Origin of the sequence: Vibrio sp. A8-1 (genome assembly GCF_013048685.1) — a bacterium.
GTDB classification, from domain to species: domain Bacteria; phylum Pseudomonadota; class Gammaproteobacteria; order Enterobacterales; family Vibrionaceae; genus Vibrio; species Vibrio metschnikovii.
Genome location: NZ_VHTC01000008.1, coordinates 55913 through 78083 on the forward strand (window position 1 = coordinate 55913; position 22171 = coordinate 78083).

Here is a 22171-nt window from a genome sequence, read left to right on the forward strand (position 1 = left end):
TTTAACGGAAAAATTATAGGTATAGAGAGATAAATCAGAGGGTTGTTTTGATAAGAAAATCAACGAACGTTAGCTTGATGATGATTGAGTTGGTGGCCATTAGTCGGGGGATTGCGGTCATCATACTGTAGATACCAATGAGTGGTTGAGAATTCAAACAAGCCTATTTAAATAGGCTTGTTTGATAAAGGGCCGTGATTGTTGAGACATCAAATATTAGCCAGTGCAGTAGCGCTTAATCGCTCGTTAACAATTGCTGTAATTTATCTCGTTGTACTTCGATGTAGGTTCGCTCTGGGCCTTGCTCCTGACAGTGTTCCAATATGTAGTCAAGAGAGTTCAGCACCGTGCGCCAGCGAGGCGTTTTGGGTAGCGTTTCAATACGTAAGTACTTATCCAACGTTCGAGTTTGCAAAGTACTACGATCTAAATAGACGCGCCATAATCCACTTTGTTCAGCAAAAGTAAACTTACTTTGTCCTGTGACTTTTTCCCAGTAGTCGAGAGCGCTCGTCATCGCATCAACCAACACGGCGCGCATTAACGCCTGTTTTGATGGGGTTTCTCCGGCCACTTTTTCTGCGATGCGAGTAAATTCACCTCCTAGCTCTTTTAACTGCTGAAGTTTGTCTTTATCACCAGCAAAAGCATAGCTTGATAACGCGTCGACGGCGGTTTCCAGTTGATGGATACGATTGGCGTTAAGATTTCCACCGACATTAAAAATGTACATCGTTTTAAAACTGCTTCCTTCCGGTAAGCGAAGCACATCAGCGGAGAGGTGTTGTCTGACATCATCGATATAAATATCGATGTTCCCGCAATAATGCTCTTGCTCAACCAGTAAATATTTAGGGGCAATCAACTCTTCGGCGTTAGAGCGTTTGAGTTGATCTTGGCTGCGTTTAAATAGCTTACAGGCCGCCTCATTGGCAAAGCGGATTTTATTGTCTTCTCGTAAACACAAAATCGCTTCTGGCGCTGAATCCAGTTGCTCTAATAGTCGGCCTTGAGTTTCGAGTAAACTGGCTTCGACCATCGCTCGTTGTTTGAGCTCTTTTTGAAGTTGAGCATTTTCAATACGGCGTTGCTCTGCTTTACTGGCGCTTAAGTGAGCTTTAATTCGAGCGGCGAGTTCTTGTTTATTAAAAGGTTTTGATAAATAGTCATTGGCGCCAGCGGCAAAGCCTCTGATCCGATCATCACTTTGGGTTAATGCGGTTAGCATTATAATGGGTAGTTGCGCATGATCGTACCGCTCTCTTAATTGCTCACAGACCTGATAACCACTCATGCCGGGCATCATCACATCGAGCAGTAACAGTTCAGGTTTCTCTTTGGCAATTGCTTCAATAACCTCATGGCCATCAAGTGCTGTTCGGACACGATAGCCCTCTAGACGTAAAAAACTGTCTAATACACGCAGGTTAACCGGCTCATCATCGGCAATCAGCAGTAGAGGACCTTGTGGGTTTTCTGGTTGTTGCGGTTGAGTGAGATCGTCAATCGAGGATAATTCCGGTGCTTGAAAATGAGCAATTTGACTGCGCTACGCTTGAGCAATTTGTTGTGAAGTCGCGAGTGGCAGCGTAAAACTAAAGGTGGTGCCGACCATCGGCTGGCTACTGACGTACAAGGAGCCTTGCATTAATTCAATTAATTGGCGGCTAATCGTCAATCCTAAACCAGCACCTTGACGATAACGGCTGCTATCGTGCCCGGCTTGAATGAGCGGTTCAAAAATATGTTCTAATTGCTCAGCAGGAATGCCTTGTCCAGTATCGACCACTTGGACTCTAACTTGATGCTCCATTGGGGTAGCTGAAATAACAATTTTTCCTTCAGAGGTATATTTAATCGCATTACCAATCAGGTTATACAGTACCTGTTCAAGTCGCTGAGCATCAGCCGATACCCATAATGGCTGATCGGCAATTTGGTTAATAATTCGTAGCGTTTTTTTACCCAGTAAATGGTGAGACAGCTCAAGTACCATTCTGGTCGCATTGGAGAGATTAACGGCTTGAGTTTCGATATCGAGATGACCATAACGCATCTTGTGATAATCGAGTAAATCATCAACAAGATTGGCAAGACGTTGACCGCTACTGATAATAATGTCGAGTTGATAGCGGTGGGCTGCGCTGATTGGCCCGTTAGCACCGGCAGTCAAAGCTTCGGCAATTCCTATCATGCCGTGTAATGGAGTACGTAGCTCATGTGATGTGGTCGCTAAAAACTCATCTTTAAGTTTGTTGGCTAATTGCAGTTCATCATTTTGTTTACGAATCAGCTGGATATTATCTTCTAACTCAATATTTTGTGATTTGATCAGTTGGATTTTTTCACGGATCGAGCGTTGCATTCTTTCAAAACTAACCGCCAAACGGCCAATTTCATCACGCCGTTGAGTATGAATGATCGGTTGATCCAAATCACCGGCGGAGACGCGTTCTGCTGCCCAAGTGAGTTTGAGCAAAGGGAGAGTAATAAAGTTAGAGAGATAGTGAGAAGCGATGACTACTAAGATGATCGCCGTTAACATCGCGAAAATAAATAATTTTTCCAGTTGTCTTACTCGGGCAAAGGCTTCTTTTTCAGGGAGTTCGACAACTAAAGCCCAATTGAGATTTTGCAAATGAATCGGCGCATAGGCGGCAATCTGTTTTTCACCGAGCGTATTCTCATAGGTTGTGACCGAGCGCGAGCCATTGAGTGCCAACTGAATCACTTCACTGCTGGTATCCACATCGGCTTGTTGATAAGCCAGCGTACGAGAACGGTGATCTTGGCCAACCAATAATGTCCTTTTGGCTGAGTCTTGATTATGATCGGCAATTAATTTGGTGATGCCATTATTCGGCAGACGGAACATGGCATAACTGTGAAGATAGCCTTGTTGAATAATGGGTGCGCCCATCCAAGCATATTGGCGTCCATTGTATTCAGCAAAATCAGACACAATGACAGGGGTATAGTCTTCATTGACCTTACGTTGCTCAGTCACTTGCTGTTCCAGTTGCTGGAAGGTTCGTCCTAGAGGTGAGTTCTGCGGATTATCGCTGAGTAGATTCGTGCCATAATACGCATGCTTGAAAATTGAATAGACCACATTACCCTGTAGATCGACGATCAGAATATCGTCAAAGTCAGACCGTTTCAGTAGCTCTAGATAACTTGCATGGTAACGTTTGTGCAGTAGACGATAACGTTCACTACCTGCGTAACTACTTGATTTAGGTAAAATAGAGGTTCTGATTTGATCGCCAGAACCGGGGATATAGCGTTGTTGAGCGTGCAGACGCGCTTGCTCAATATTTTCCCCTAATCGTTGAAAGGCATTGACCAAACCGTAAAAACGTCCACCGCTGGCATAGGCAAGTTCTGAACGAACAAATCCCATCACTTCAGACTCTTTGGCGCTGAGATAATCGATAATTTGTTGCTGCTTGGTATCTCGTACAGAAATGAGATGTGAGGTACTTTGTTCTTGTAAGTCTTTACTGTGTGAATGAAGAAAGAACAAGGCTGTTACCGTTAGCGGAGTGAGGCTGACTGCCAGAAACGCTAACATCAGAGTGTTTTGTAGACGTTTAAATTTATGTTGTCGATGAAACTTAAATCTAAACAAAGGGTTATTTGTCATAGTGCTCACAGTCAACAAAGCCTTAGTGAGAAAATTGAATAAAGTGACGTGTATGAAATAACGAAATTAACGTGTTTTTTTACTTTGACAAGTAAGTTGACAGTAAACCGTGTCGGTGGGCGCAATTTTTTGATGTTACTTCCGTAAATTGTCGTTAAAAACGGCAATTTACGGACAGTAAGCTTATTTTTGGGCGTGATAAATTGAGAATTTACCCGTCTTATTTAGCGTCACACAATTACCGAATGCTTGTTCTATTAATGGTGGGTATTTGAGGAAATTATTAGCAACGACAAACAGTTGACCAGACGCGGTCAAATGATTGGGGGCTTGCTGTAATAAGGTTTCCGTTGCTCGATAGCTGGTGTCTAGCCCTGAATGAAAGGGTGGATTAGTGACAATCGATTGATAATCTTGGTCAGTATCTGAATAAACATCGGAAGCAAAGACTCGTCCCGTTAGGCCATTCGCCGCTAATGTGGCTTGGCTGGAGTAAATTGCGAGGGCGCTGATATCACACATTTCGAGTTGAATCTCTGGATTAAGTATACTCATTACACAGCCCAGAACGCCAGCACCGCAACCAAAATCAAGTACTTTGCCTTGCAGGGGAGGTAAGCTGTCGAGCAGCAGTTGACTGCCTAAATCGAATTCACCGTGGCTAAATACCCCGGGTAGGCTGCGGATAGTCAGTGTGTGTTGCTGGTAATGAACGGTATAAGATTTAAACCAATCTTCTAAATCAAAAGCAGCAACAGGTTGTGTACATTGTCCCCAATAGAATGAGCAACGACGAGCAGAATCGTATTTTTTTATCGTGCCATAAGGGGTAAACAGTTTTTCGACGGCTTTTATTCCTGAGCGGTTTTCTCCCACGACGATGACTTCACACTGTGCAGGCAGTTTAGCCAACAACATGGCGAGTAAAAATTGCGCTTCCAGTTTTGCTTTTGGCCAATAAATCAGCAACAAGTCAGCCGTAATGTCGGCAGTCAACTCTGCGCCAAAATAACTTTTCACGGCAGAAGAGGTCTGTAATTGACGATAATAGCCATAGTGGGTAGTAAAAACGGTCACTGCGTCGCAGTGTTTGCTTAACTCGATGGGAAAGCTATCTTCCACCTCCCCGGCAACCAAGACTTTTTTGCCTGCGAAATAAGCGAATTGACGCTGCGTGATCTGACTTGGGGCTGTGTAATGTGACATAACAAACTCGTGGTGAACGGCAAAGGGCGCAATTTTCGCATAATCAGCGCTTGGCTTGAAGCGCTTTAGTGGCGGTCTTTTTGATTTAAAAAGCTCGCAAATTCTTCTTCATAGAGGTTAAACAGGACAATAGTAATCGCAAAAATCAGTGGCCCGTAGATTAACCCTATCAAACCAAAGAGCTGGATTCCCCCTAATAGTGAGAAGAAGATCATTAAGGTATTCATGCCTGCGCTGCCTTGCATCAGCAGGGGACGCAATAAGTTATCAATCGAACCAACAATGGCAATACTCCAGATTAATAAGAACAATGCCCAAGCGGTGTCACCAATAATAAACAAATAGAGGGTAGCTGGGACCCAAATTAAGGCGGTGCCAATTAAAGGAATAAAAGAGGCGAAGCCCATCATGGTCCCCCAAAACAGTCCGGGTAAGCCAACGATCCACATCGCAAATCCACCCGCTACGCCTTGGGCTATGGCAGTAAGAAATGACCCCATGATAGCGGATTTCGATACCTGCTGGATTTCATGCAGTAATTTGTCTTCTTGGCTACGGGATAACGGCAAGATGTGTCGCAGTACATTAATGATCTTATCGTGATCGCGGAGCAGGAAAAACAGCACAAACAGCATTAAGAAAAAGTTCATGACTAAATGCGTGACGTCACCAACGATTTTGGCGCTAATGGCCACCAGACTGCTGCCGAAAGAGGTGGCGAATTGAGCGGTTTTTTGGGCGATTTGCTGAGGTGTTACTTCATGAAAGGGGAGATATTGGTTGGTAAACGTAAGTGTTTTAATGATCAAAGGGTGACTAAGCGCCGTTTGAATGCCACCTTCATTCCCCCAATGATAGAGCGTTTGTGCAAAGCGAGCACCTTGTTGGACGATGGCTGAAAAAACCAATATCGACGGTATCACAATAATAAACGTCAAAATAATACACGAGAGTAGGGCAGTAAGATTTTTTTTCTGAGCTAGACGATATTCTAAGCGTTGATGAATGGGGAAAATCAATAGCGATAGAATAAATGCCATCATGATCGCATTACTATAAGGTTGAATCAGTTGATAACAGCTGAATACGGCGATGCATAATGCGCCAATCAAGACCCAATGGTTGACGGTAAGTCTAGTTTTATCGGACACGCTAGTGGCCCCTTTCTACTGGTTGATTTTCTATGTCAGGATGCCGGATACCAGTGAGCGATGGATAGAATCATTAGATCCATTATCCATTCACAAACACCATCGTCACAAACAGATAAATGACATAGAGTGAGTTTCGATTTCGTTGTGACACTGTCTATAATGGCTTGGATTGCGTATTTGGGCAATGGGAGAGATAAAAATGGGTTGTTGTGAAAAGAAATCTTGCTGCGCGACGAAAACCTCATGGGTTCAACGTATACCTTGGACGATGATTTTGCTTGCTTCACTTGCCATATTAGTGATGTTTTTTTGGCACTAACGGCAGTAGACGTTGTGAGTTTTCTGCCTATATAGTAGGGGTGTTGAATATTCGCAATGAATGGCATGGCGAAAAATCAATACCCCTCAGTTCAATAAGTTAAATCCGATATATGTTAATTACCCTTCTTGAGCTAACTGAGCGAAGCTGCGATCAGCGGCTTCTAAAGTAGCTTCTATTTCTCGGCTACCGTGGGCTAAAGAGGTAAAGCAAGCTTCAAATGCTGATGGCGCAAGATAAACACCGTATCCTAACATTAAGTGGAAGAAGCGTTTGAAACGTTCAATATCGCATTTTGCTACCTCTTCGTAGCAGGTTACGCTGGGTTGGTCGGTAAAGAAGAAGCCGAACATGCCACCGACCTGATTAACGACCAATGGAATAGCGTGCTTATCGGCGAGCTGTTTAAAGCCATCGGCCAGTTGTTTGGTTTTAGCGGCTAAATTTTTCTCATTACCTTCTTGTCTTAATAGCGACAGACAAGCGTAACCCGCTGCCATGGCAATCGGATTGCCTGAAAGCGTACCTGCTTGATAGACGGGGCCTGTTGGAGCAATGTATTGCATGATTTCTTTACGACCACCAAAAGCTCCCACAGGCATTCCTCCGCCAATCACTTTACCTAAAGTGGTTAAGTCGGGGTGGATATTGTAGTGAGCTTGTGCTCCTCCAAGGGCAACGCGAAAGCCAGTCATTACTTCATCAAAAATCAATAACGCGCCTTCTTGATCACAGATTTCACGTAAACCTTCATGGAAGCCAGCTACTGGAGGAATGCAGTTCATATTCCCCGCGACTGGCTCAACGATAATACAGGCAATTTCACCAGGATGCGCCGCGAACAGCTCACGTACGGATTGTAAATCATTAAAGCGGGCAGTGAGTGTGTGTTTGGCGAAATCAGCGGGAACGCCTGGTGAGCTCGGTTGGCCGAGGGTTAAGGCTCCTGAACCGGCTTTGACTAATAGGCTATCGGCATGGCCGTGGTAACAGCCTTCGAACTTTAGGATTTTATCCCGTCCGGTATAACCGCGAGCTAAACGAATGGCACTCATGGTTGCTTCTGTGCCAGAACTGACCATGCGCAACTGTTCCATGGAAGGGACCAGTTCAGAGACCAATTCTGCCATAGTGATTTCCATTTCCGTCGGCGCGCCAAAGCTGAGACCTCGCTGAGCGGCATGGATCACGGCATCGCGGATCACGGTATGATTATGACCAAGGATCATTGGGCCCCATGAGCCAACATAATCAATGTAGGCTTTACCATCGGCATCAAAAATCAGTGCGCCATCAGCACGGTCGATAAAAATGGGTGAGCCACCTACACCGCTAAAAGCGCGCACCGGAGAATTAACGCCGCCTGGGATTTTGATTTGCGCCTTTTGATACAGATCTTCTGATTTGGTCATTGAGAATTCCTCTTAATATTGGTTAGGGCATGTAGACCTTTGTCGCTGAGGATATGTTTACCCTAAAAGCGATGATAAAGCGTAATCCTCTCGTCGCGATATCAGCCAGTTTATACTTTGCCCACGGCAAACTATGGCTGCGTTGGCGGTATTTGTGTCGCTCAATCTCGCTATATTCATGGGAATAAAACGGCTTATCATCCAGCGGCAACACTTCGTTTTTTGATCGCTCTATCGAATAAACGTTGACGTTGAAAGATTAATCTACCCTAAGATTCATTGCGTGGAGCATTGTACGCTGCTCAGTGATGAGACGAAATCTTTTCCCTCAATTTATAACATTTATCGGTCTACTCAGTGCAAAATGGTGGCATTGCTGATAAAAATCATTACTCTTGCACGGCGATAGATGCTTATCGTTTTTTCCCTGAATGCCTACGATTTGGTGGAAGAGGAATGACTGGAGTGGTGAGATTGTTCGGCTAATACTTGAACGAAACAGTCAGGTATTAGATAATCATCAGATTAGAAAAAATAAACATGCTCATCAACAAGTAATGAGTATTGACACCAATGAGAGAGGTCGTCGTGAGCGAAGTCAATGTACCCTTAACTTTTTCTGATGCCGCTGCAACGCGAGTACGCACATTAATTGAAGAAGAAGAAAATCCCCAGTTGAAATTGCGTGTTTATATTACTGGTGGCGGCTGTAGCGGTTTTCAATATGGTTTTACGTTTGACGAAAGTGTTAACGAGGGGGATACCACCATCGAAAATAGTGGCGTTACTTTAGTGGTTGACCCAATGAGTTTACAGTATTTGATTGGCGGTGTGGTGGATTATACCGATGGGTTAGACGGCTCGCGCTTTTTCATTAATAACCCTAATGCGACAACGACCTGTGGTTGTGGGGCGTCATTTAGCGTTTAAAATCTATCTGTGTTAGAGAACCATCCAGATTAAAAAGCCCTTATGATATCAATAAGGGCTTTTTTGTAGGGTTAAGGGGTTGCGTAGAGTAATTGCCCATAACGCGATAAGGTATCAAGGCGAATTTTAGCATTAGCTAAAAATGTTGCTTTTGCTTGTCCGGTCAAGGATTTTGATTGAGGAAGATCGACGGTGCGTGGATCTTTATGAACGCCATTAACCAGAAATTCGTAGTGTAAATGAGGGCCTGTGACTCGTCCGGTTCCACCTAATGTACCAATCACTTGACCTTGCCGAACCCGCTCTCCGGTCTTCACTGTGCGTCGAGTTAGGTGGAGGTATTTGGTTAAATAGGTATTACTGTGGCGAATAAAGACATAATGACCATTAAATTGGTTATAGCTAGAGCGTTCAACCACGCCGTCACCAGCGGCCCAAATTGGGGTGCCTACAGGAGCAACGTAGTCTGTACCTCGATGTGCCCTTAGTTGGCCTGTAACTGGATGAAGGCGGCGAGGGTTGAAGTTTGATGATACGCGCCGAAAATCCAGCGGTGCACGTAGAAACGCTTTTTTCATTGCTCGGCCAGTTTCATCGTAATACTGTCCAGTATGATCATCCAAAATGGCCGTAAAGGTTGTGCCTTGGTTAGTAAATTGAGTGGCTATGATTCGCCCTCGTCCCACGACTTCACCTTCGACTATTTTCTCTTCAAACAGTAAGCGAAAATGATCTCCTGAGCGAATATCTAACGCAAAATCGATATCCCAACCAAAAATGCCCGCTAATTCCATAATTTGGTTAGCTGTTAAGCCCGCTCCTCTTGCCGCATTCCAAAAGTTTGAGGTGATTTCCGCTTGAGCGTAATTGTATTGATAAAAAACCTCTTTCTTATCAAACCGAGCAGAAAAACCAGAATCGGTGCGCGTGATATCAAAAGTTTCATAAGGCGTAATACGCCGTTTAAGTTGAATCAATTGGTTATTGTCATCAAACCCAAATTGCAACTCATCACCGGGACGTAAACGACTCAATTGCTGGTTGATTTGTGGATCACTGGACGTTAATTCATGCAATAAGCGAGCGGAGAGGCCAAGACGTTGAAAAAGAAGTGCTGCACTTTCTCCCGAATTCACTTTATGCGTTTCCCAGCGGAGTAAAGCGGAAGGCAATACCGTACTGCCAGGAGCTAATGCTTCCCGGTCAATAGTCAAAGGATAGTGACGACCAATTTGGAGTCGCTCTGGGTGGTTTCTTAATGCTTCCTGATCCGGGAGGAAAAATAACGCGACAACAATCACCGCACTAAAAAAGGCAATACATGCCTGATGCACCCAGGGAAGACGAGCAAAAATCGCTAGCATACTCGTGTTCGTTCAATCATTCGTGAATAAAATCGTTATTTGGTTAGTCTAACTGGTTTCAAAAGGCATCGCTATTCAAGTAAGATGTCAAACTATTAAATTTTTGCCAAATCTGTGGGAGTGAACAAGAATGGCGAGTATTGAAGCGGCGTTAGCTGAGATTAAGCGTGGTGTTGAAGAGTTAATTCCAGAAGAGGAATTAATCGCAAAACTGAAAGAAGGTCGTCCTTTGCGGATTAAGCTTGGGGCAGATCCAACGGCACCAGATATTCATTTAGGTCATACGGTGATCTTAAACAAGCTGCGCACTTTCCAAGATTTAGGCCATGATGTTACTTTCTTGATTGGTGACTTTACGGGAATGGTCGGTGACCCAACCGGTAAAAATACCACTCGTCCGCCGTTGACGCGCGAAGATGTTCTACGTAACGCGGAGACTTATAAGCAGCAAGTGTTTAAGATCCTTGATCCGGCAAAAACGAAAATTCAGTTTAACTCTGAATGGCTGTCTGAGCTCGGTGCTGAAGGGATGATCCGACTTGCCGCTAACCAAACTGTAGCGCGAATGTTGGAACGGGATGATTTTAAAAAGCGCTACACAGGCGGTCAACCGATTGCGATTCATGAGTTTATGTACCCTTTACTGCAAGGTTATGATTCCGTGGCGATGGAAACCGATGTTGAATTAGGGGGCACGGATCAGAAGTTTAATTTGCTGATGGGACGAGAGCTGCAAAAATCACATGGTCAGAAGCCTCAAGTGGTATTGATGATGCCACTACTGGTTGGCTTAGATGGCGAAAAGAAAATGTCTAAGTCCGCGCACAACTATATTGGGGTAAGCGAAGCGCCAAGCGAAATGTTTGGTAAAATCATGTCAATCTCTGACGATTTGATGTGGAGTTATTATGAATTGTTGTCTTTCCGTCCTTTAGCGGAAGTCGAGCAATTTAAAGCCGATGTGGCAAACGGTGCTAACCCAAGAGACGTTAAAATTCTACTGGCTAAAGAGATCATCGCTCGTTTCCATTCACAAGCGGACGCTGATGCGGCAGAACAAGAATTCATTAATCGTTTTCAAAAAGGTGCTCTACCTGATGAAATGCCAGAGTTTACCTTTGCTCAAGGAATCGCGATTGCTAACTTACTCAAAGAGGCTGGGCTGGTGGGCTCAACTTCGGATGCGATGCGTATGGTGAAACAAGGCGCGGCTAAGCAAGACGGTGAAAAGCTTGATGATGCGAAGTGCATTCCAGCGGTCGGAACTTATGTCTATCAAGTTGGTAAACGTAAGTTCGCGCGAGTAACCATTGAGTCATGATTTGTGATGAGCTACCGAGGGTAGTTAAACCGTGATGTGGTAAAGTGACAAGCTTATCCCCAAGAAATAAAAACCAATAAACAAAAAGCGCCTAACGGCGCTTTTTGTTTATTGGCCGTGAGCCATGTTAATCACATCTTGATAGAAACGTAGCTCAAATTGGGTAATGGGTGGTTCTATCGGTAAGTGAGCATTGGCAGTGGATGGGAAATAATCCGTCACGTACTGAATAAATAGGCTTAGTGGTTTACCTTGCTCATTGACAACAAAACCCACCATGTTATGTGTGCCGTATAACGAGCCACTTTTGGCGATAAGCTGACCTCGTACGCTACTATGACGCATACTACGACGATAGAGTAAAGTTCCACTCTCTCCGGCTTTTGGTAGCAAGTTCAATAACGATAATTGCTGATCGTGAGCAGCCAAATAGGCAAGGATCTGACGCATCGACTCTAAGCGTAAGCGGTTATTACGTGATAACCCGGAGCCATCGACTAACTGAGCATCTTGCAAATCAATTCCGGTGTTGGCAAAGATAATTTGTTTCATGGCTTCAGTGCCATTGGCAAAGCTTCCGGGCTGCAAGAAAAAGTGCTGGCCTAAGGTTTTGGTGAGAGAGTCAGCAATCAAGTTATCCGAGTTTTGGAGCATGATTTTAAGCAGTTCAGGCAGTGCTGCCGAGCGATGTATCGCAATACTCGCCATAGTCTGTATTTCTGGAGGCTGACCGATTTTTATATCGCCTTCTAAATGGATGCCAAGTTGTCGTAGCAGTTGATGAATGGCGCGTTGAGCGTAGAGTTCAGGATTTTGTACGGCAAAGCGAAGCGGTAGTGGTTGCTCACGTTCCGCTAAACAGCCTGATAGTTGATAGTGATTGTTAGGCGTGGCGATTAACTCTAAATCACAATGTAAGCTTTGCTGCAGAGCTTGAGAGACCGTTTTAGCCTCACTACTGACATGAACCGGGTAATGAGGGGGAACATAAACTCGAGTAGAACCGTTATCTTGGGTATAAATCGACGCTTGAATACAGTTGCCATCAAGATTAACCGCGCTGACCGGAGCGCTATAACACACGCCAAGACTATCCCAAGGCCAACCTACCGCTCGTTGATAACCACTGAATTGACTGATGTCGAGCCAGATATCTCCGCTAATCTTGCGACCGTGTTTAGAGCGATATTGACTGAATAATTGACGTAAGTTGGCGGTAGTTAAAGTTGGATCGCCAGAAAAAATCAAGGCCAGCTGATTGTTATCAGCACGTAACTCGGTGGTAAAACGAAATTGCTCACCGAGTTCGAGTTGGCTCGCCAAAGCCGTAATGATTTTTAAGGTGCTGGCAGGTGGGAAATACCCATCGGTGTATTGGTTAACGGTTTGCTGTTCATTGAGTAATTGGCTGACTAAACCGCTGCGAGTACCTGTTGGCAGTTGTGCTTTTGCTTGCTCAAAGTCTGCCCAAACGGGGAACACGATAAACAGGTAAGACAATATGAAAATAGAGGAAAGATAGCGCCATAGACAATGCATAAACAATCGACAATCAATCAAACAGGAAGGCAAGTATAACCAGAGAATAAAACGCCTGCTAGTGCGCAGGCGTTTGGAGTGTTAATTAAGCATCATTATGCGTAATTAAGGCGACTTAGAAGTCGTAACGTAGACCTAGAGCTAGCTCATCTTCAGCGTTCATTTTACCTACTTTATCAGAATCTAGCAGGTTAAAGTTGTATGAAATGTATGAGCGGAAGTTAGGCTTGAAGAAGTAAGTTGCATCGATAGCAATGCTGTCAGCTAAGTCTTCTTTAACACCTGCTTCTTTAGATTTTAAGTAGTTGTAAGAAGTCGTAAATACAGTTTGTTGCATCGTGTATTTAGCAGCTAGCTCATAACCAGTAAAGTCTTCTTTATCTGCACCACTCTTATCTTGACCATCAACGTAAGTACCAGCAAAGTACAAATCGTTGATCGCGTAAGAGGCCGCTAGCATCCACTGATCGGCTTTATTTTGATCGGCGTAACCAGCACCAACAGCAAAGCCAGTGTCAGCAAAGGCATAAATTGCAGAGAGTGAGTAACCATCCTCACCATTATCTTTATAGTTGTCTGTCATGCTGTTTGTACCATCAGTACCATCAGTACGATCAGCAAAACGGTAGCTGGCTTTTACTGCAAGATCATCAAATTGACCCGCGTAAGTCAGCATGTTGTCAGCACGGTCAGCAACGGTCAGTTTGTAAGCCGCTTTATTACCGTGGTAAGCCATGATATCGGTAAAGTCAGTGATCACACCTAGTGCGCCGTCATTTTTACCGTAAGTCACTAGACCAAAATCACCGCCGATACCGGCAAAAGCGTAACGGTTAGTTAGGTTATTACTACCTGAATCGATATCGCCATTGTCAGAAGTAGTAAATTCACCTTCGTAGAAACCAAGACCATACAGGCTGTCATTGATTTGAGTTTTGCCCAGTACATTGATACGTACACGTGAAGCATCTTCTGCTTTACCATCTTTTAGAGATAGACGAGCTTCAGCACGGCCACCTAGCGCAAGCGAAGTTCCATCTTGGTTGTAAATTTCACCAGCATTAACGCCAGCGGTCATTGCGGCAGCTGAAACTGCTAGAGCAATCAGAGTTTTGTTCATTTTATTAAGTCCTAATTTACTGTCCATAAATTGTTATCGGCGACATAACAGCGTTTGAAAGCGATGGTTCAAATCATTGATATGTGCAACGAACAACCAATGTTTCTACTCGTGTGACTTCAAAGAAGTGAACTCACAGGTGAAACATTCGACCTATTCGTGTCTACCTTTGTAACTGCAAAGTTCCGTTATCCGTTAGTAAAATGATATAAATTCCAGTAATGAACAGTGTTTTATTGCGATGTGAAAAATATCAAACCTTTGATTTTAATTCACTTTATAGGTTTTTGGTCACTGGTCTGACCGTTGTTTCTAAGTGGGTTATTTAGATTTTTTTAGTCATTTTGAATGTTTTTTCACCAAGTTGGTGTGTGGGGTGGATCACATTAAATTTACCTCATTATGCCTAATCTCAATTTTTGATCGCAATGATTGAATTTGGATGATTTCATCGTCATGTTTGTTTACACTGATAAGTATGCATTCAAAGACGACTACCTGACCCCCTTATCGGGTTGGGTAGTTTTGTATTGTCCAAAGATAGTTTTGGCATAGAGGTAATAAGATGGAAAAAGTTCCAATGACCGTACGCGGTGAAAAATTGCTGCGTGATGAACTTGAGCGACTACTTAAGCTGCGTCCAAAAATCACTCAAGCGATTGCTGAAGCTCGTGAATTAGGTGATTTAAAAGAGAATGCCGAATATCATGCCGCTCGAGAAGAGCAAGGGATCTGCGAAGCTCAGATTCGCGATATCGAATATAAATTATCGGTAGCTCAAGTGATTGATATCGCAAAGATAGAAAACACAGGAAAAGTGATTTTTGGTTCGACAGTGAGCTTGATTGATGTCGATACTGATGAAGAGAAGCGTTATCAAATCGTGGGTGATGATGAAGCGGAAATCAAAGCAGGACGCATTTCAGTCAGTTCACCAATTGCTCGTGGGTTAATTGGTAAAATGGAAGGTGATGAAGTCACCATCTCGACCCCAGGCGGTGATAAAGTCTTTGAAATAGACAAGGTTGATTATCTGTAAATCGAGCTGAGGCACTATTGAGATTAACCGTCGAGAGGTATTTCGTAGTGTGTACCGAGTGTTTAACAGAAACAATAATAAAAAGGTCGCCCAAGGCGACCTTTTTATAAGCTTAAGTAGCGAGGCTCGCATACTTAGCGAACGGAGCAATTTATTTGCGGGGTAATTCGATTTTACGCTGCTCAGATGGGCGGTAAAGGACCAAGGTTTTACCAATGACTTGGACTTTTTCTGCACCCGTTTCACGAACGATCGCATCAACAATCAATAGTTTCGTTTCACGGTCTTCTGATACTACCTTGACTTTAATGAGTTCATGATAGTTAAGCGCAATTTCGATTTCTGCCAAAACAGCTTCGGTGAGGCCATTGGCACCCATCAATACTACTGGGTTTAAGTGGTGAGCCAATCCTTTCAGGTGCTGCTTTTGTTTGTTGCTTAGATTCATTACGCGACCAAATTTATTAATATTAGGGTTGAAAACCACCATTTTAGCGCCATCTACTCAGGAAGACTATATTTTCTACAAGACTTTCTCGAATAGAAGCACCTTAGTTAGGTATCGAATGAGTAAACAGAAACATTCCGCGAGTTCTTCTCGTTGGTTGAAAGAGCATTTTGATGACATCTATGTTCATGAAGCAAAAAAGAAAGGTTATCGTTCACGTGCGATTTTTAAGCTAAAAGAGATCCAAAGTAAGGATAAGTTACTGCGTACTGGTATGACTGTCGTTGATTTAGGGGCTGCGCCCGGTGGCTGGTCACAATATGCGGCTAGTATTGTTGGCGATACAGGACAGGTCATTGCTTGTGACATTTTGCCGATGGATTCGATTGCCGGTGTCTCTTTTTTACAAGGTGACTTCCGAGAAGAGAGCGTTCTGGCTGCATTAATCGAACGTATTCAACCAGATATGGTTGATGTGGTGATGTCTGATATGGCTCCTAATATGGCCGGAAATAATTCAGTCGATCAACCAAGAGCGATGTATCTGGTCGAATTAGCATTAGATATGTGTCGACAAGTTCTTATCCCTAATGGTAGTTTTGTGGTCAAAGTGTTCCAGGGCGAAGGTTTTGATCATTATGTCCAAGAGGTACGTAGTATGTTCAAGGCGGTCAAAATTCGTAAACCAGATTCTTCAAGAGCACGCTCTCGAGAGGTTTATGTTGTTGCCACTGGTTACAAAGGTTAACTATTTGCCTTTATCGGTGAGAGTTAACACTATAGCTACAGCCTACAAACTGTAGTACCCTACCTTTAATTACAACTAGTTATCGCGAGGCTTGCACCTTGAGTGACATGGCAAAAAATCTAATACTGTGGCTGGTTATCGCCGTTGTGCTGATGTCGGTTTTCCAGAGCTTTGGCCCTGGTGACAGCAGCGGAAGAACAGTGGACTACACCACATTCGTACAAGAAGTTGGTCAAGGCCAAATTCAGGAAGCTCAATTCAAGAACAGCGAAATTACCTTTACTCGCCGTGGTAGTAACAGTCGATTTGTTACTTACATGCCGGTATATGATCAAAAGCTGCTTGATGATCTGATTAATCAAAACGTAAGAGTACAAGGAACACCACCAGAAGAACAAAGTCTGCTTGGAACCATCTTTATCTCTTGGTTCCCAATGATATTGCTGATTGGGGTGTGGATTTTCTTCATGCGTCAAATGCAGGGCGGCGGTGGCAAAGGCGCCATGTCCTTCGGCAAAAGTAAAGCTCGGATGATGAGTGAAGAGCAGATTAAAACGAATTTTACTGACGTTGCTGGCTGTGATGAAGCGAAAGAAGACGTCAAAGAATTGGTTGATTATCTGCGCGATCCTAGTCGATTCCAGAAGTTGGGTGGTAAAATCCCAACGGGTGTGTTGATGGTTGGTCCCCCTGGTACGGGTAAAACCTTGCTGGCTAAAGCAATTGCTGGTGAAGCCAAGGTGCCTTTTTTCACTATCTCTGGTTCTGACTTCGTTGAAATGTTTGTCGGTGTTGGTGCGTCGCGCGTGCGCGACATGTTTGAGCAAGCCAAAAAAGCCTCGCCTTGTATCATTTTTATCGATGAAATTGATGCGGTCGGTCGTCAGCGTGGTGCTGGTGTCGGCGGTGGTCACGATGAACGTGAACAAACCTTAAACCAAATGTTGGTTGAGATGGACGGTTTTGAAGGTAACGAAGGCGTTATCGTTATTGCCGCGACTAACCGTCCTGATGTATTGGACCCTGCATTATTACGTCCAGGCCGTTTCGACCGCCAAGTTGTCGTTGGTTTACCTGATGTTCGTGGTCGTGAGCAAATCTTAAAAGTTCACATGCGTAAAGTCCCATTAGCGAATGATGTGCAACCGTCATTGATTGCTCGTGGTACACCGGGCTTCTCGGGGGCGGATTTAGCCAACCTCGTCAATGAAGCGGCACTATTTGCGGCTCGTGGTAATAAACGCAATGTGTCTATGGTTGAGTTTGAACTGGCTAAAGACAAAATCATGATGGGTGCAGAGCGCCGCTCAATGGTGATGTCTGAAGAGACGAAAGCATCAACGGCTTATCACGAGGCTGGCCACGCGATTGTAGGGCGTTTAGTCCCTGAACATGATCCGGTGTACAAAGTTTCTATTATCCCTCGCGGAAGAGCGTTGGGTGTGACTATGTACTTACCAGAACAAGATCGTGTCAGCATGTCTAAGCAACATCTAGAATCGATGATATCCAGTCTTTATGGCGGCCGTCTTGCTGAAGAGCTGATTTATGGTGCTGATAACGTTTCTACTGGAGCTTCGAATGACATTGAGCGAGCCACAGCGATTGCTCGCAAGATGGTCACTCAATGGGGTTTTTCAGAGAAACTCGGTCCTCTTCTCTATGCAGAAGATGAAGGTGAAGTATTCTTAGGTCGTAGTGTGACACAAACTAAGCACGTTTCTGAAGATACTGCCAAGCTGATTGATGATGAAGTTCGTAAGATTATTGACCGTAACTATGATCGTGCCCGTGAGATCCTTGAGAAAAACATGGATATCATGCACGCGATGAAAGACGCACTGATGAAATATGAAACCATCGATGCAGGACAGATTGATGATTTGATGGCTCGTAAATCGGAGATTCGTGAACCTGCTGGTTGGGCCGAACAGGCCGCTAGAGCTACTCAAGATAATGTTGAGCCAGAGTCTACCGCTTCTGCAGAATCTGATGTGGAAACTCCACCAGCTTCAGAACACAAAGATAAAGATTAACGTTTTATCTACTAATCAAACCCCGACTTGTTCGGGGTTTTTTACTTACTGGCGAACACGTTTTGGATTGCCATTTCGGTGAATAAGTTATTTATCGTTTTGCTATAACTCTTGAGCTTAGTGAGTGATAGGGGTAACGTATTCTTTGTTAATCCATTCTATATTCAGAGGCTTATGAAAATTCAAACCACAACCAAACAGCTTCAGCTTGACCAGCCTCAAGTGATGGGAATACTGAATACGACCCCAGACTCTTTTTCTGACGGTGGTCAATACACCACTGTACAGCGTGCACTTTTACGAGCCAAACAGATGATTGATGCCGGAGTCAGCATTATTGATATCGGTGGTGAATCGACACGTCCGGGGGCGCCAGAGGTATCGCTCGCCGAAGAGCTTGGACGAGTCATCCCGGTTATTCAGGCTATCCGCCATCATTATCCTGAAATTTGGATATCGATTGATACCAGTAAAGCGGAAGTTATGCGTCAGGCGGTACAAGCGGGCGCTGATTTAATTAATGATGTACGAGCGTTACAAGAGCCGGGGGCTTTGCAAGCCGCCGCCGATGCCCAAGTGCCAGTGTGTATTATGCATATGAAAGGCCAGCCAAGAACGATGCAAATCGCTCCTGAATATGATGATATTTTAAAAGAGGTGGATGAATTTTTAGTCGAGCGTATTGCCGCATGTGAGAAAGCGGGGATCCTACGCCAGAATATTATTCTGGATCCTGGATTTGGTTTTGGTAAATCACTGGAACACAATTATCATCTGTTAGCGAATTTAGAGGCCTTTCACCATTTTGGTTTGCCTTTACTGGCTGGAATGTCTCGTAAATCAATGTTGTTTAAACCATTAGGTAAAAAGCCGGCACAATGCATGGTGGCGAGCGTGACGAGCGCAACATTAGCGGCTTTAAAAGGTGCGCAGATTCTTCGCGTACATGATGTTGAACAAACCGTAGAAGCATTGACGATCATACAAATGATGCAGCGTCATAAACATTAAGGAAGTATTATGTCTAACACTAGACGTTATTTTGGCACCGATGGTATTCGAGGCCGAGTTGGTGAGTATCCAATCACGCCTGATTTTGTTTTAAAACTTGGTTGGGCTGCGGGGCGTGTGTTGGCTCAGCAAGGCACCAAAAAAGTGATTATCGGTAAAGACACGCGAATTTCAGGTTATATGCTGGAGTCTGCATTAGAAGCAGGTCTAGCTGCTGCCGGGTTAAAAGCGATTTTCACTGGGCCAATGCCGACGCCTGCCGTTGCTTATCTTACCCAAACTTTTCGCGCCGAAGCGGGGATTGTGATTTCTGCATCGCATAACCCTTATTATGACAATGGCATCAAATTCTTCTCTTCTGCTGGGACTAAATTACCCGATGAACTGGAATTGGCTATCGAGGCTGAATTAGATAAACCGATTGAATGTGTTGAATCGGCTGAGTTGGGTAAAGCGACTCGTTTGGTCGATGCTGCTGGCCGTTATATCGAATTTTGCAAAAGTACTTTTCCTTCCACACTTAGTCTATCTGGTTTAAAAATCGTGGTCGATTGCGCTCATGGGGCAACCTACCATATCGCCCCTAATGTTTTTAAAGAGCTAGGTGCAGAAGTGGTCTCCATCGGCACTGAGCCGAATGGTTTAAACATCAACGATCAGGTGGGTGCGACCGATGTTCGTGCCTTGCAACAGAAAGTGGTGGCTGAGCAAGCCGATTTAGGGCTGGCTTTTGATGGTGATGGTGATCGAATCATCATGGTTGATCATTTGGGGCATAAAATCGATGGCGATCAGATAGCTTATATCATTGCTCGTGATGCTCTGCGCCGAGGTGAGCTGAAAGGTGGGGTGGTTGGCACCCTGATGACGAATTTAGGCATGGAAAATGGCTTAAAGCAGCTAGGTATTCCATTTGTCCGCGCAGCGGTCGGTGATCGCTATGTAATGGAAAAACTGCTCGAAAAAGGGTGGAAAATTGGTGCTGAAAATTCAGGGCATGTGATTTTACTCGACAAAGTCACGACTGGAGATGCCATTGTTGCCGCGTTGCAAGTGTTAGCCTCGGTTATTGACAGTAATTTGTCTTTATATGAATTATCGCAAGGTATGACTCTCTATCCACAAGTGTTAGAAAATGTTCGCTTTAGTGGGCAGAGCAAACCTCTTGAATCGACAGCGGTATTGGCGGCGGTAAAGCAGGTTGAATCTCAGCTCGGTGATAAAGGACGGGTACTGTTACGTGCGTCGGGCACCGAGCCTCTTATTCGAGTGATGGTAGAGGGCGAAGATGCCCAGTTAGTACAAGCATCAGCGTTAGAGATTGCGGCGGCGGTCAAAGCCAATTGCTAAGTTTTTAGCGTCTTTTTCTCTATTTTTTAATGGCGACCAATGTTAATAAATAGAGAGAATAGCGTTATCAATGCCGATTGTTGAGCCTTTTTTGACCGTTTGATTGATAAAAAAGACTTTTTTGCTAAATACCTCTTGTCAGCGAAACGGGCATTCGTTAGTATTGCGTCCGCCCTCGATGAGGAGGTCGCTAGCCTTGTTTAAGTCGCATGATTGAACGGCGCTGGCTCAACAATTTGGAACATAGGTGGAAGCAATGTTTACAGTTCTACTTGTGATTTACCTGTTGGCAGCGGTTGGTATTATCGGCCTAGTGTTGATTCAACAAGGTAAAGGCGCAGATATGGGAGCCTCATTCGGTGCCGGTGCTTCAAACACAGTGTTTGGTGCTGGTGGCTCAGGTAACTTTTTAACCCGAATGACTGCAGTTTTTGCAACCGCATTTTTTGTTATTAGCTTGGTGTTAGGCAATATGTCTACACACAAAACCGAATCACAATGGGTTGACCCGTTACAAGGTCATGTGGTCGAGCAAGCTGATAACTCAGTGAGTGATATTCCAGCCCCTAAAGGCGATGAGATTCCTCGCTAAACTTATCAAAAGATAAGTCAGGTTATGCCGAGATGGTGAAATTGGTAGACACACTAGCATGAGGTGCTAGCGCCTATGGTGTGAGGGTTCGAGTCCCTCTCTCGGCACCATTATTTACAAACTTGTAAATCACCTTGTAGCGCGTATAATTGCTTACAAGTCGGACGCGGGGTGGAGCAGCTTGGTAGCTCGTCGGGCTCATAACCCGAAGGTCGTCGGTTCAAATCCGGCCCCCGCAACCATTTACCTAAGTGGTAAATTGATGCAAGTTTGGCAGTGTTAACCTCACTGCAGTTGAGAATAATTTCTCAATTTATCAGGGTCCAGCAACAAAAAACCCCGACTTTCGGGGTTTTTTGTTATCTGAATTTCATCATGAAAATTTCAGGTGCTTGCTTGGAATTTAAATTGGGCTCTATGCCCTTTTTTTGTTTCTGGAGTGGTTTAAATGACTGGTTTAGAAAGACAACTTACTGAAATGCTTGAAGCGCCAGTAGCGGCAACAGGTTATGAATTAGTTGGATTAGAATTTGTGCGTGCTGGTGAACATTCAACACTGCGTATCTATATTGATCATGAAAATGGCATCACCGTTGATGCTTGTGCTGAAGTTAGTCACCAAGTCAGTGCGGTACTGGACGTTGAAGACCCGATCACGGTCGCTTACAACTTAGAAGTATCCTCGCCTGGTTTGGAAAGACCACTCTTTAAAGCAGCACATTACGAGCAGTTTATAGGTCACGAGGTCAGCATTGTCTTAAAAATGGCTGTTGCTAATCGCCGTAAATGGAAAGGTATTATCCATGCGGTTGAAGGCGAAACGGTCACCGTTATTGCTGATGGGCAAGAAGAATATTTCGCCCTGAGTAATATTGCCAAAGCTAACCTGATCCCTAAATTTTAGTTCTCCTAGAGAATAGAGCTTAAGAGGCTATA

The 22171-nt window shown here is 44.3% G+C and carries 16 protein-coding genes, 2 tRNA genes and 1 pseudogene; 11 read left to right on the forward strand and 8 right to left on the reverse strand.

The features are described 5' to 3' along the window. Positions 1-235 precede the first annotated feature (235 nt). The 4 genes and pseudogenes from FKN93_RS06255 to hemL all read right to left on the reverse strand — a co-directional run bounded on the left by FKN93_RS06255 (position 236) and on the right by hemL (position 7737). A pseudogene (locus FKN93_RS06255) lies at positions 236-3574 on the reverse strand (response regulator). A 255-nt stretch (positions 3575-3829) separates the two neighbouring features. After that, a complete protein-coding gene (gene rsmC, locus FKN93_RS06260; RefSeq protein WP_170904708.1) occupies positions 3830-4852 on the reverse strand; it encodes a 16S rRNA (guanine(1207)-N(2))-methyltransferase RsmC in 1023 nt (340 codons plus the stop codon). Positions 4853-4917: 65 nt separating this feature from the next. After that, entirely contained in the window at positions 4918-6003 is a 1086-nt protein-coding gene (locus FKN93_RS06265) for an AI-2E family transporter (RefSeq protein ID WP_170904709.1), read from the reverse strand. Between the two features lie 441 nt (positions 6004-6444). Then, positions 6445-7737 (reverse strand): glutamate-1-semialdehyde 2,1-aminomutase, encoded by a 1293-nt coding sequence (hemL, locus tag FKN93_RS06270; protein WP_154170226.1) that lies wholly within the window; start codon positions 7735-7737, stop codon positions 6445-6447. A 588-nt stretch (positions 7738-8325) separates the two neighbouring features. On the opposite strand from hemL, the gene erpA reads away from it, so the two are divergent. Continuing rightward, positions 8326-8667 carry an iron-sulfur cluster insertion protein ErpA gene (erpA, locus tag FKN93_RS06275; protein WP_004394178.1) on the forward strand — a complete coding sequence of 114 codons (342 nt, stop codon included), beginning with the start codon at positions 8326-8328 and terminating at the stop codon, positions 8665-8667. Positions 8668-8738: 71 nt separating this feature from the next. Here the strand turns inward: erpA and FKN93_RS06280 are convergent, their stop codons facing one another. Continuing rightward, positions 8739-10031: a peptidoglycan DD-metalloendopeptidase family protein gene (locus tag FKN93_RS06280; RefSeq protein WP_170904710.1), complete on the reverse strand. Its 1293-nt coding sequence runs from the start codon at positions 10029-10031 to the stop codon at positions 8739-8741. 130 nt (positions 10032-10161) lie between these two features. On the opposite strand from FKN93_RS06280, the gene tyrS reads away from it, so the two are divergent. Continuing rightward, entirely contained in the window at positions 10162-11352 is a 1191-nt protein-coding gene (gene tyrS, locus FKN93_RS06285) for a tyrosine--tRNA ligase (protein ID WP_004394176.1), read from the forward strand. 108 nt (positions 11353-11460) lie between these two features. On the opposite strand, the gene dacB is transcribed toward tyrS, so the two are convergent. Both dacB and FKN93_RS06295 read right to left on the reverse strand, forming a co-directional pair. Then, on the reverse strand, positions 11461-12891 hold the full coding sequence (dacB, locus tag FKN93_RS06290; protein WP_170904711.1) for a serine-type D-Ala-D-Ala carboxypeptidase: 1431 nt from the start codon (positions 12889-12891) through the stop codon (positions 11461-11463). Between the two features lie 115 nt (positions 12892-13006). Further along, positions 13007-14011: a porin gene (locus FKN93_RS06295; RefSeq protein ID WP_170904712.1), complete on the reverse strand. Its 1005-nt coding sequence runs from the start codon at positions 14009-14011 to the stop codon at positions 13007-13009. A 565-nt stretch (positions 14012-14576) separates the two neighbouring features. On the opposite strand from FKN93_RS06295, the gene greA reads away from it, so the two are divergent. Further along, the gene (greA, locus tag FKN93_RS06300; RefSeq protein WP_004394173.1) at positions 14577-15050 is read left to right on the forward strand and encodes a transcription elongation factor GreA; all 474 of its coding nucleotides are present in this window, start codon (positions 14577-14579) and stop codon (positions 15048-15050) included. A gap of 151 nt (positions 15051-15201) precedes the next feature. On the opposite strand, the gene yhbY is transcribed toward greA, so the two are convergent. Further along, on the reverse strand, positions 15202-15498 hold the full coding sequence (gene yhbY / locus FKN93_RS06305; RefSeq protein ID WP_040903858.1) for a ribosome assembly RNA-binding protein YhbY: 297 nt from the start codon (positions 15496-15498) through the stop codon (positions 15202-15204). A gap of 118 nt (positions 15499-15616) precedes the next feature. On the opposite strand from yhbY, the gene rlmE reads away from it, so the two are divergent. The 8 genes from rlmE to rimP all read left to right on the forward strand — a co-directional run bounded on the left by rlmE (position 15617) and on the right by rimP (position 22139). Beyond that, complete coding sequence (gene rlmE, locus FKN93_RS06310) at positions 15617-16246, forward strand: 23S rRNA (uridine(2552)-2'-O)-methyltransferase RlmE (RefSeq protein WP_004394171.1); 630 nt, start codon at positions 15617-15619, stop codon at positions 16244-16246. Between the two features lie 98 nt (positions 16247-16344). Continuing rightward, positions 16345-18282: an ATP-dependent zinc metalloprotease FtsH gene (ftsH, locus tag FKN93_RS06315; RefSeq protein ID WP_158144722.1), complete on the forward strand. Its 1938-nt coding sequence runs from the start codon at positions 16345-16347 to the stop codon at positions 18280-18282. A 174-nt stretch (positions 18283-18456) separates the two neighbouring features. Then, positions 18457-19293: a dihydropteroate synthase gene (folP, locus tag FKN93_RS06320; protein WP_004394168.1), complete on the forward strand. Its 837-nt coding sequence runs from the start codon at positions 18457-18459 to the stop codon at positions 19291-19293. Positions 19294-19302: 9 nt separating this feature from the next. Then, a complete protein-coding gene (glmM, locus tag FKN93_RS06325) occupies positions 19303-20643 on the forward strand; it encodes a phosphoglucosamine mutase (protein WP_004394166.1) in 1341 nt (446 codons plus the stop codon). Between the two features lie 256 nt (positions 20644-20899). Next, positions 20900-21235 carry a preprotein translocase subunit SecG gene (gene secG, locus FKN93_RS06330; RefSeq protein ID WP_040903793.1) on the forward strand — a complete coding sequence of 112 codons (336 nt, stop codon included), beginning with the start codon at positions 20900-20902 and terminating at the stop codon, positions 21233-21235. 26 nt (positions 21236-21261) lie between these two features. Next, positions 21262-21345, forward strand: a tRNA-Leu gene (locus FKN93_RS06335). A 55-nt stretch (positions 21346-21400) separates the two neighbouring features. Then, positions 21401-21477, forward strand: a tRNA-Met gene (locus FKN93_RS06340). Positions 21478-21683: 206 nt separating this feature from the next. Continuing rightward, a complete protein-coding gene (gene rimP / locus FKN93_RS06345; protein WP_004394162.1) occupies positions 21684-22139 on the forward strand; it encodes a ribosome maturation factor RimP in 456 nt (151 codons plus the stop codon). The last annotated feature ends 32 nt before the right edge of the window (positions 22140-22171 follow it).

Bases quoted from the DNA above. Each gene is read 5' to 3' on its own strand.
- tyrS (WP_004394176.1), top strand. From the start codon at position 10,162: ATGGCGAGTATTGAAGCGGCGTTAGCTGAGATTAAGCGTGGTGTTGAA.
- rsmC (WP_170904708.1), bottom strand. From the start codon at position 4,852: ATGTCACATTACACAGCCCCAAGTCAGATCACGCAGCGTCAATTCGCT.
- glmM (WP_004394166.1), top strand. From the start codon at position 19,303: ATGTCTAACACTAGACGTTATTTTGGCACCGATGGTATTCGAGGCCGA.
- rlmE (WP_004394171.1), top strand. From the start codon at position 15,617: ATGAGTAAACAGAAACATTCCGCGAGTTCTTCTCGTTGGTTGAAAGAG.
- yhbY (WP_040903858.1), bottom strand. From the start codon at position 15,498: ATGAATCTAAGCAACAAACAAAAGCAGCACCTGAAAGGATTGGCTCAC.
- rimP (WP_004394162.1), top strand. From the start codon at position 21,684: ATGACTGGTTTAGAAAGACAACTTACTGAAATGCTTGAAGCGCCAGTA.
- greA (WP_004394173.1), top strand. From the start codon at position 14,577: ATGGAAAAAGTTCCAATGACCGTACGCGGTGAAAAATTGCTGCGTGAT.
- secG (WP_040903793.1), top strand. From the start codon at position 20,900: ATGTTTACAGTTCTACTTGTGATTTACCTGTTGGCAGCGGTTGGTATT.
- dacB (WP_170904711.1), bottom strand. From the start codon at position 12,891: ATGCATTGTCTATGGCGCTATCTTTCCTCTATTTTCATATTGTCTTAC.
- FKN93_RS06280 (WP_170904710.1), bottom strand. From the start codon at position 10,031: ATGCTAGCGATTTTTGCTCGTCTTCCCTGGGTGCATCAGGCATGTATT.
- hemL (WP_154170226.1), bottom strand. From the start codon at position 7,737: ATGACCAAATCAGAAGATCTGTATCAAAAGGCGCAAATCAAAATCCCA.
- FKN93_RS06295 (WP_170904712.1), bottom strand. From the start codon at position 14,011: ATGAACAAAACTCTGATTGCTCTAGCAGTTTCAGCTGCCGCAATGACC.
- folP (WP_004394168.1), top strand. From the start codon at position 18,457: ATGAAAATTCAAACCACAACCAAACAGCTTCAGCTTGACCAGCCTCAA.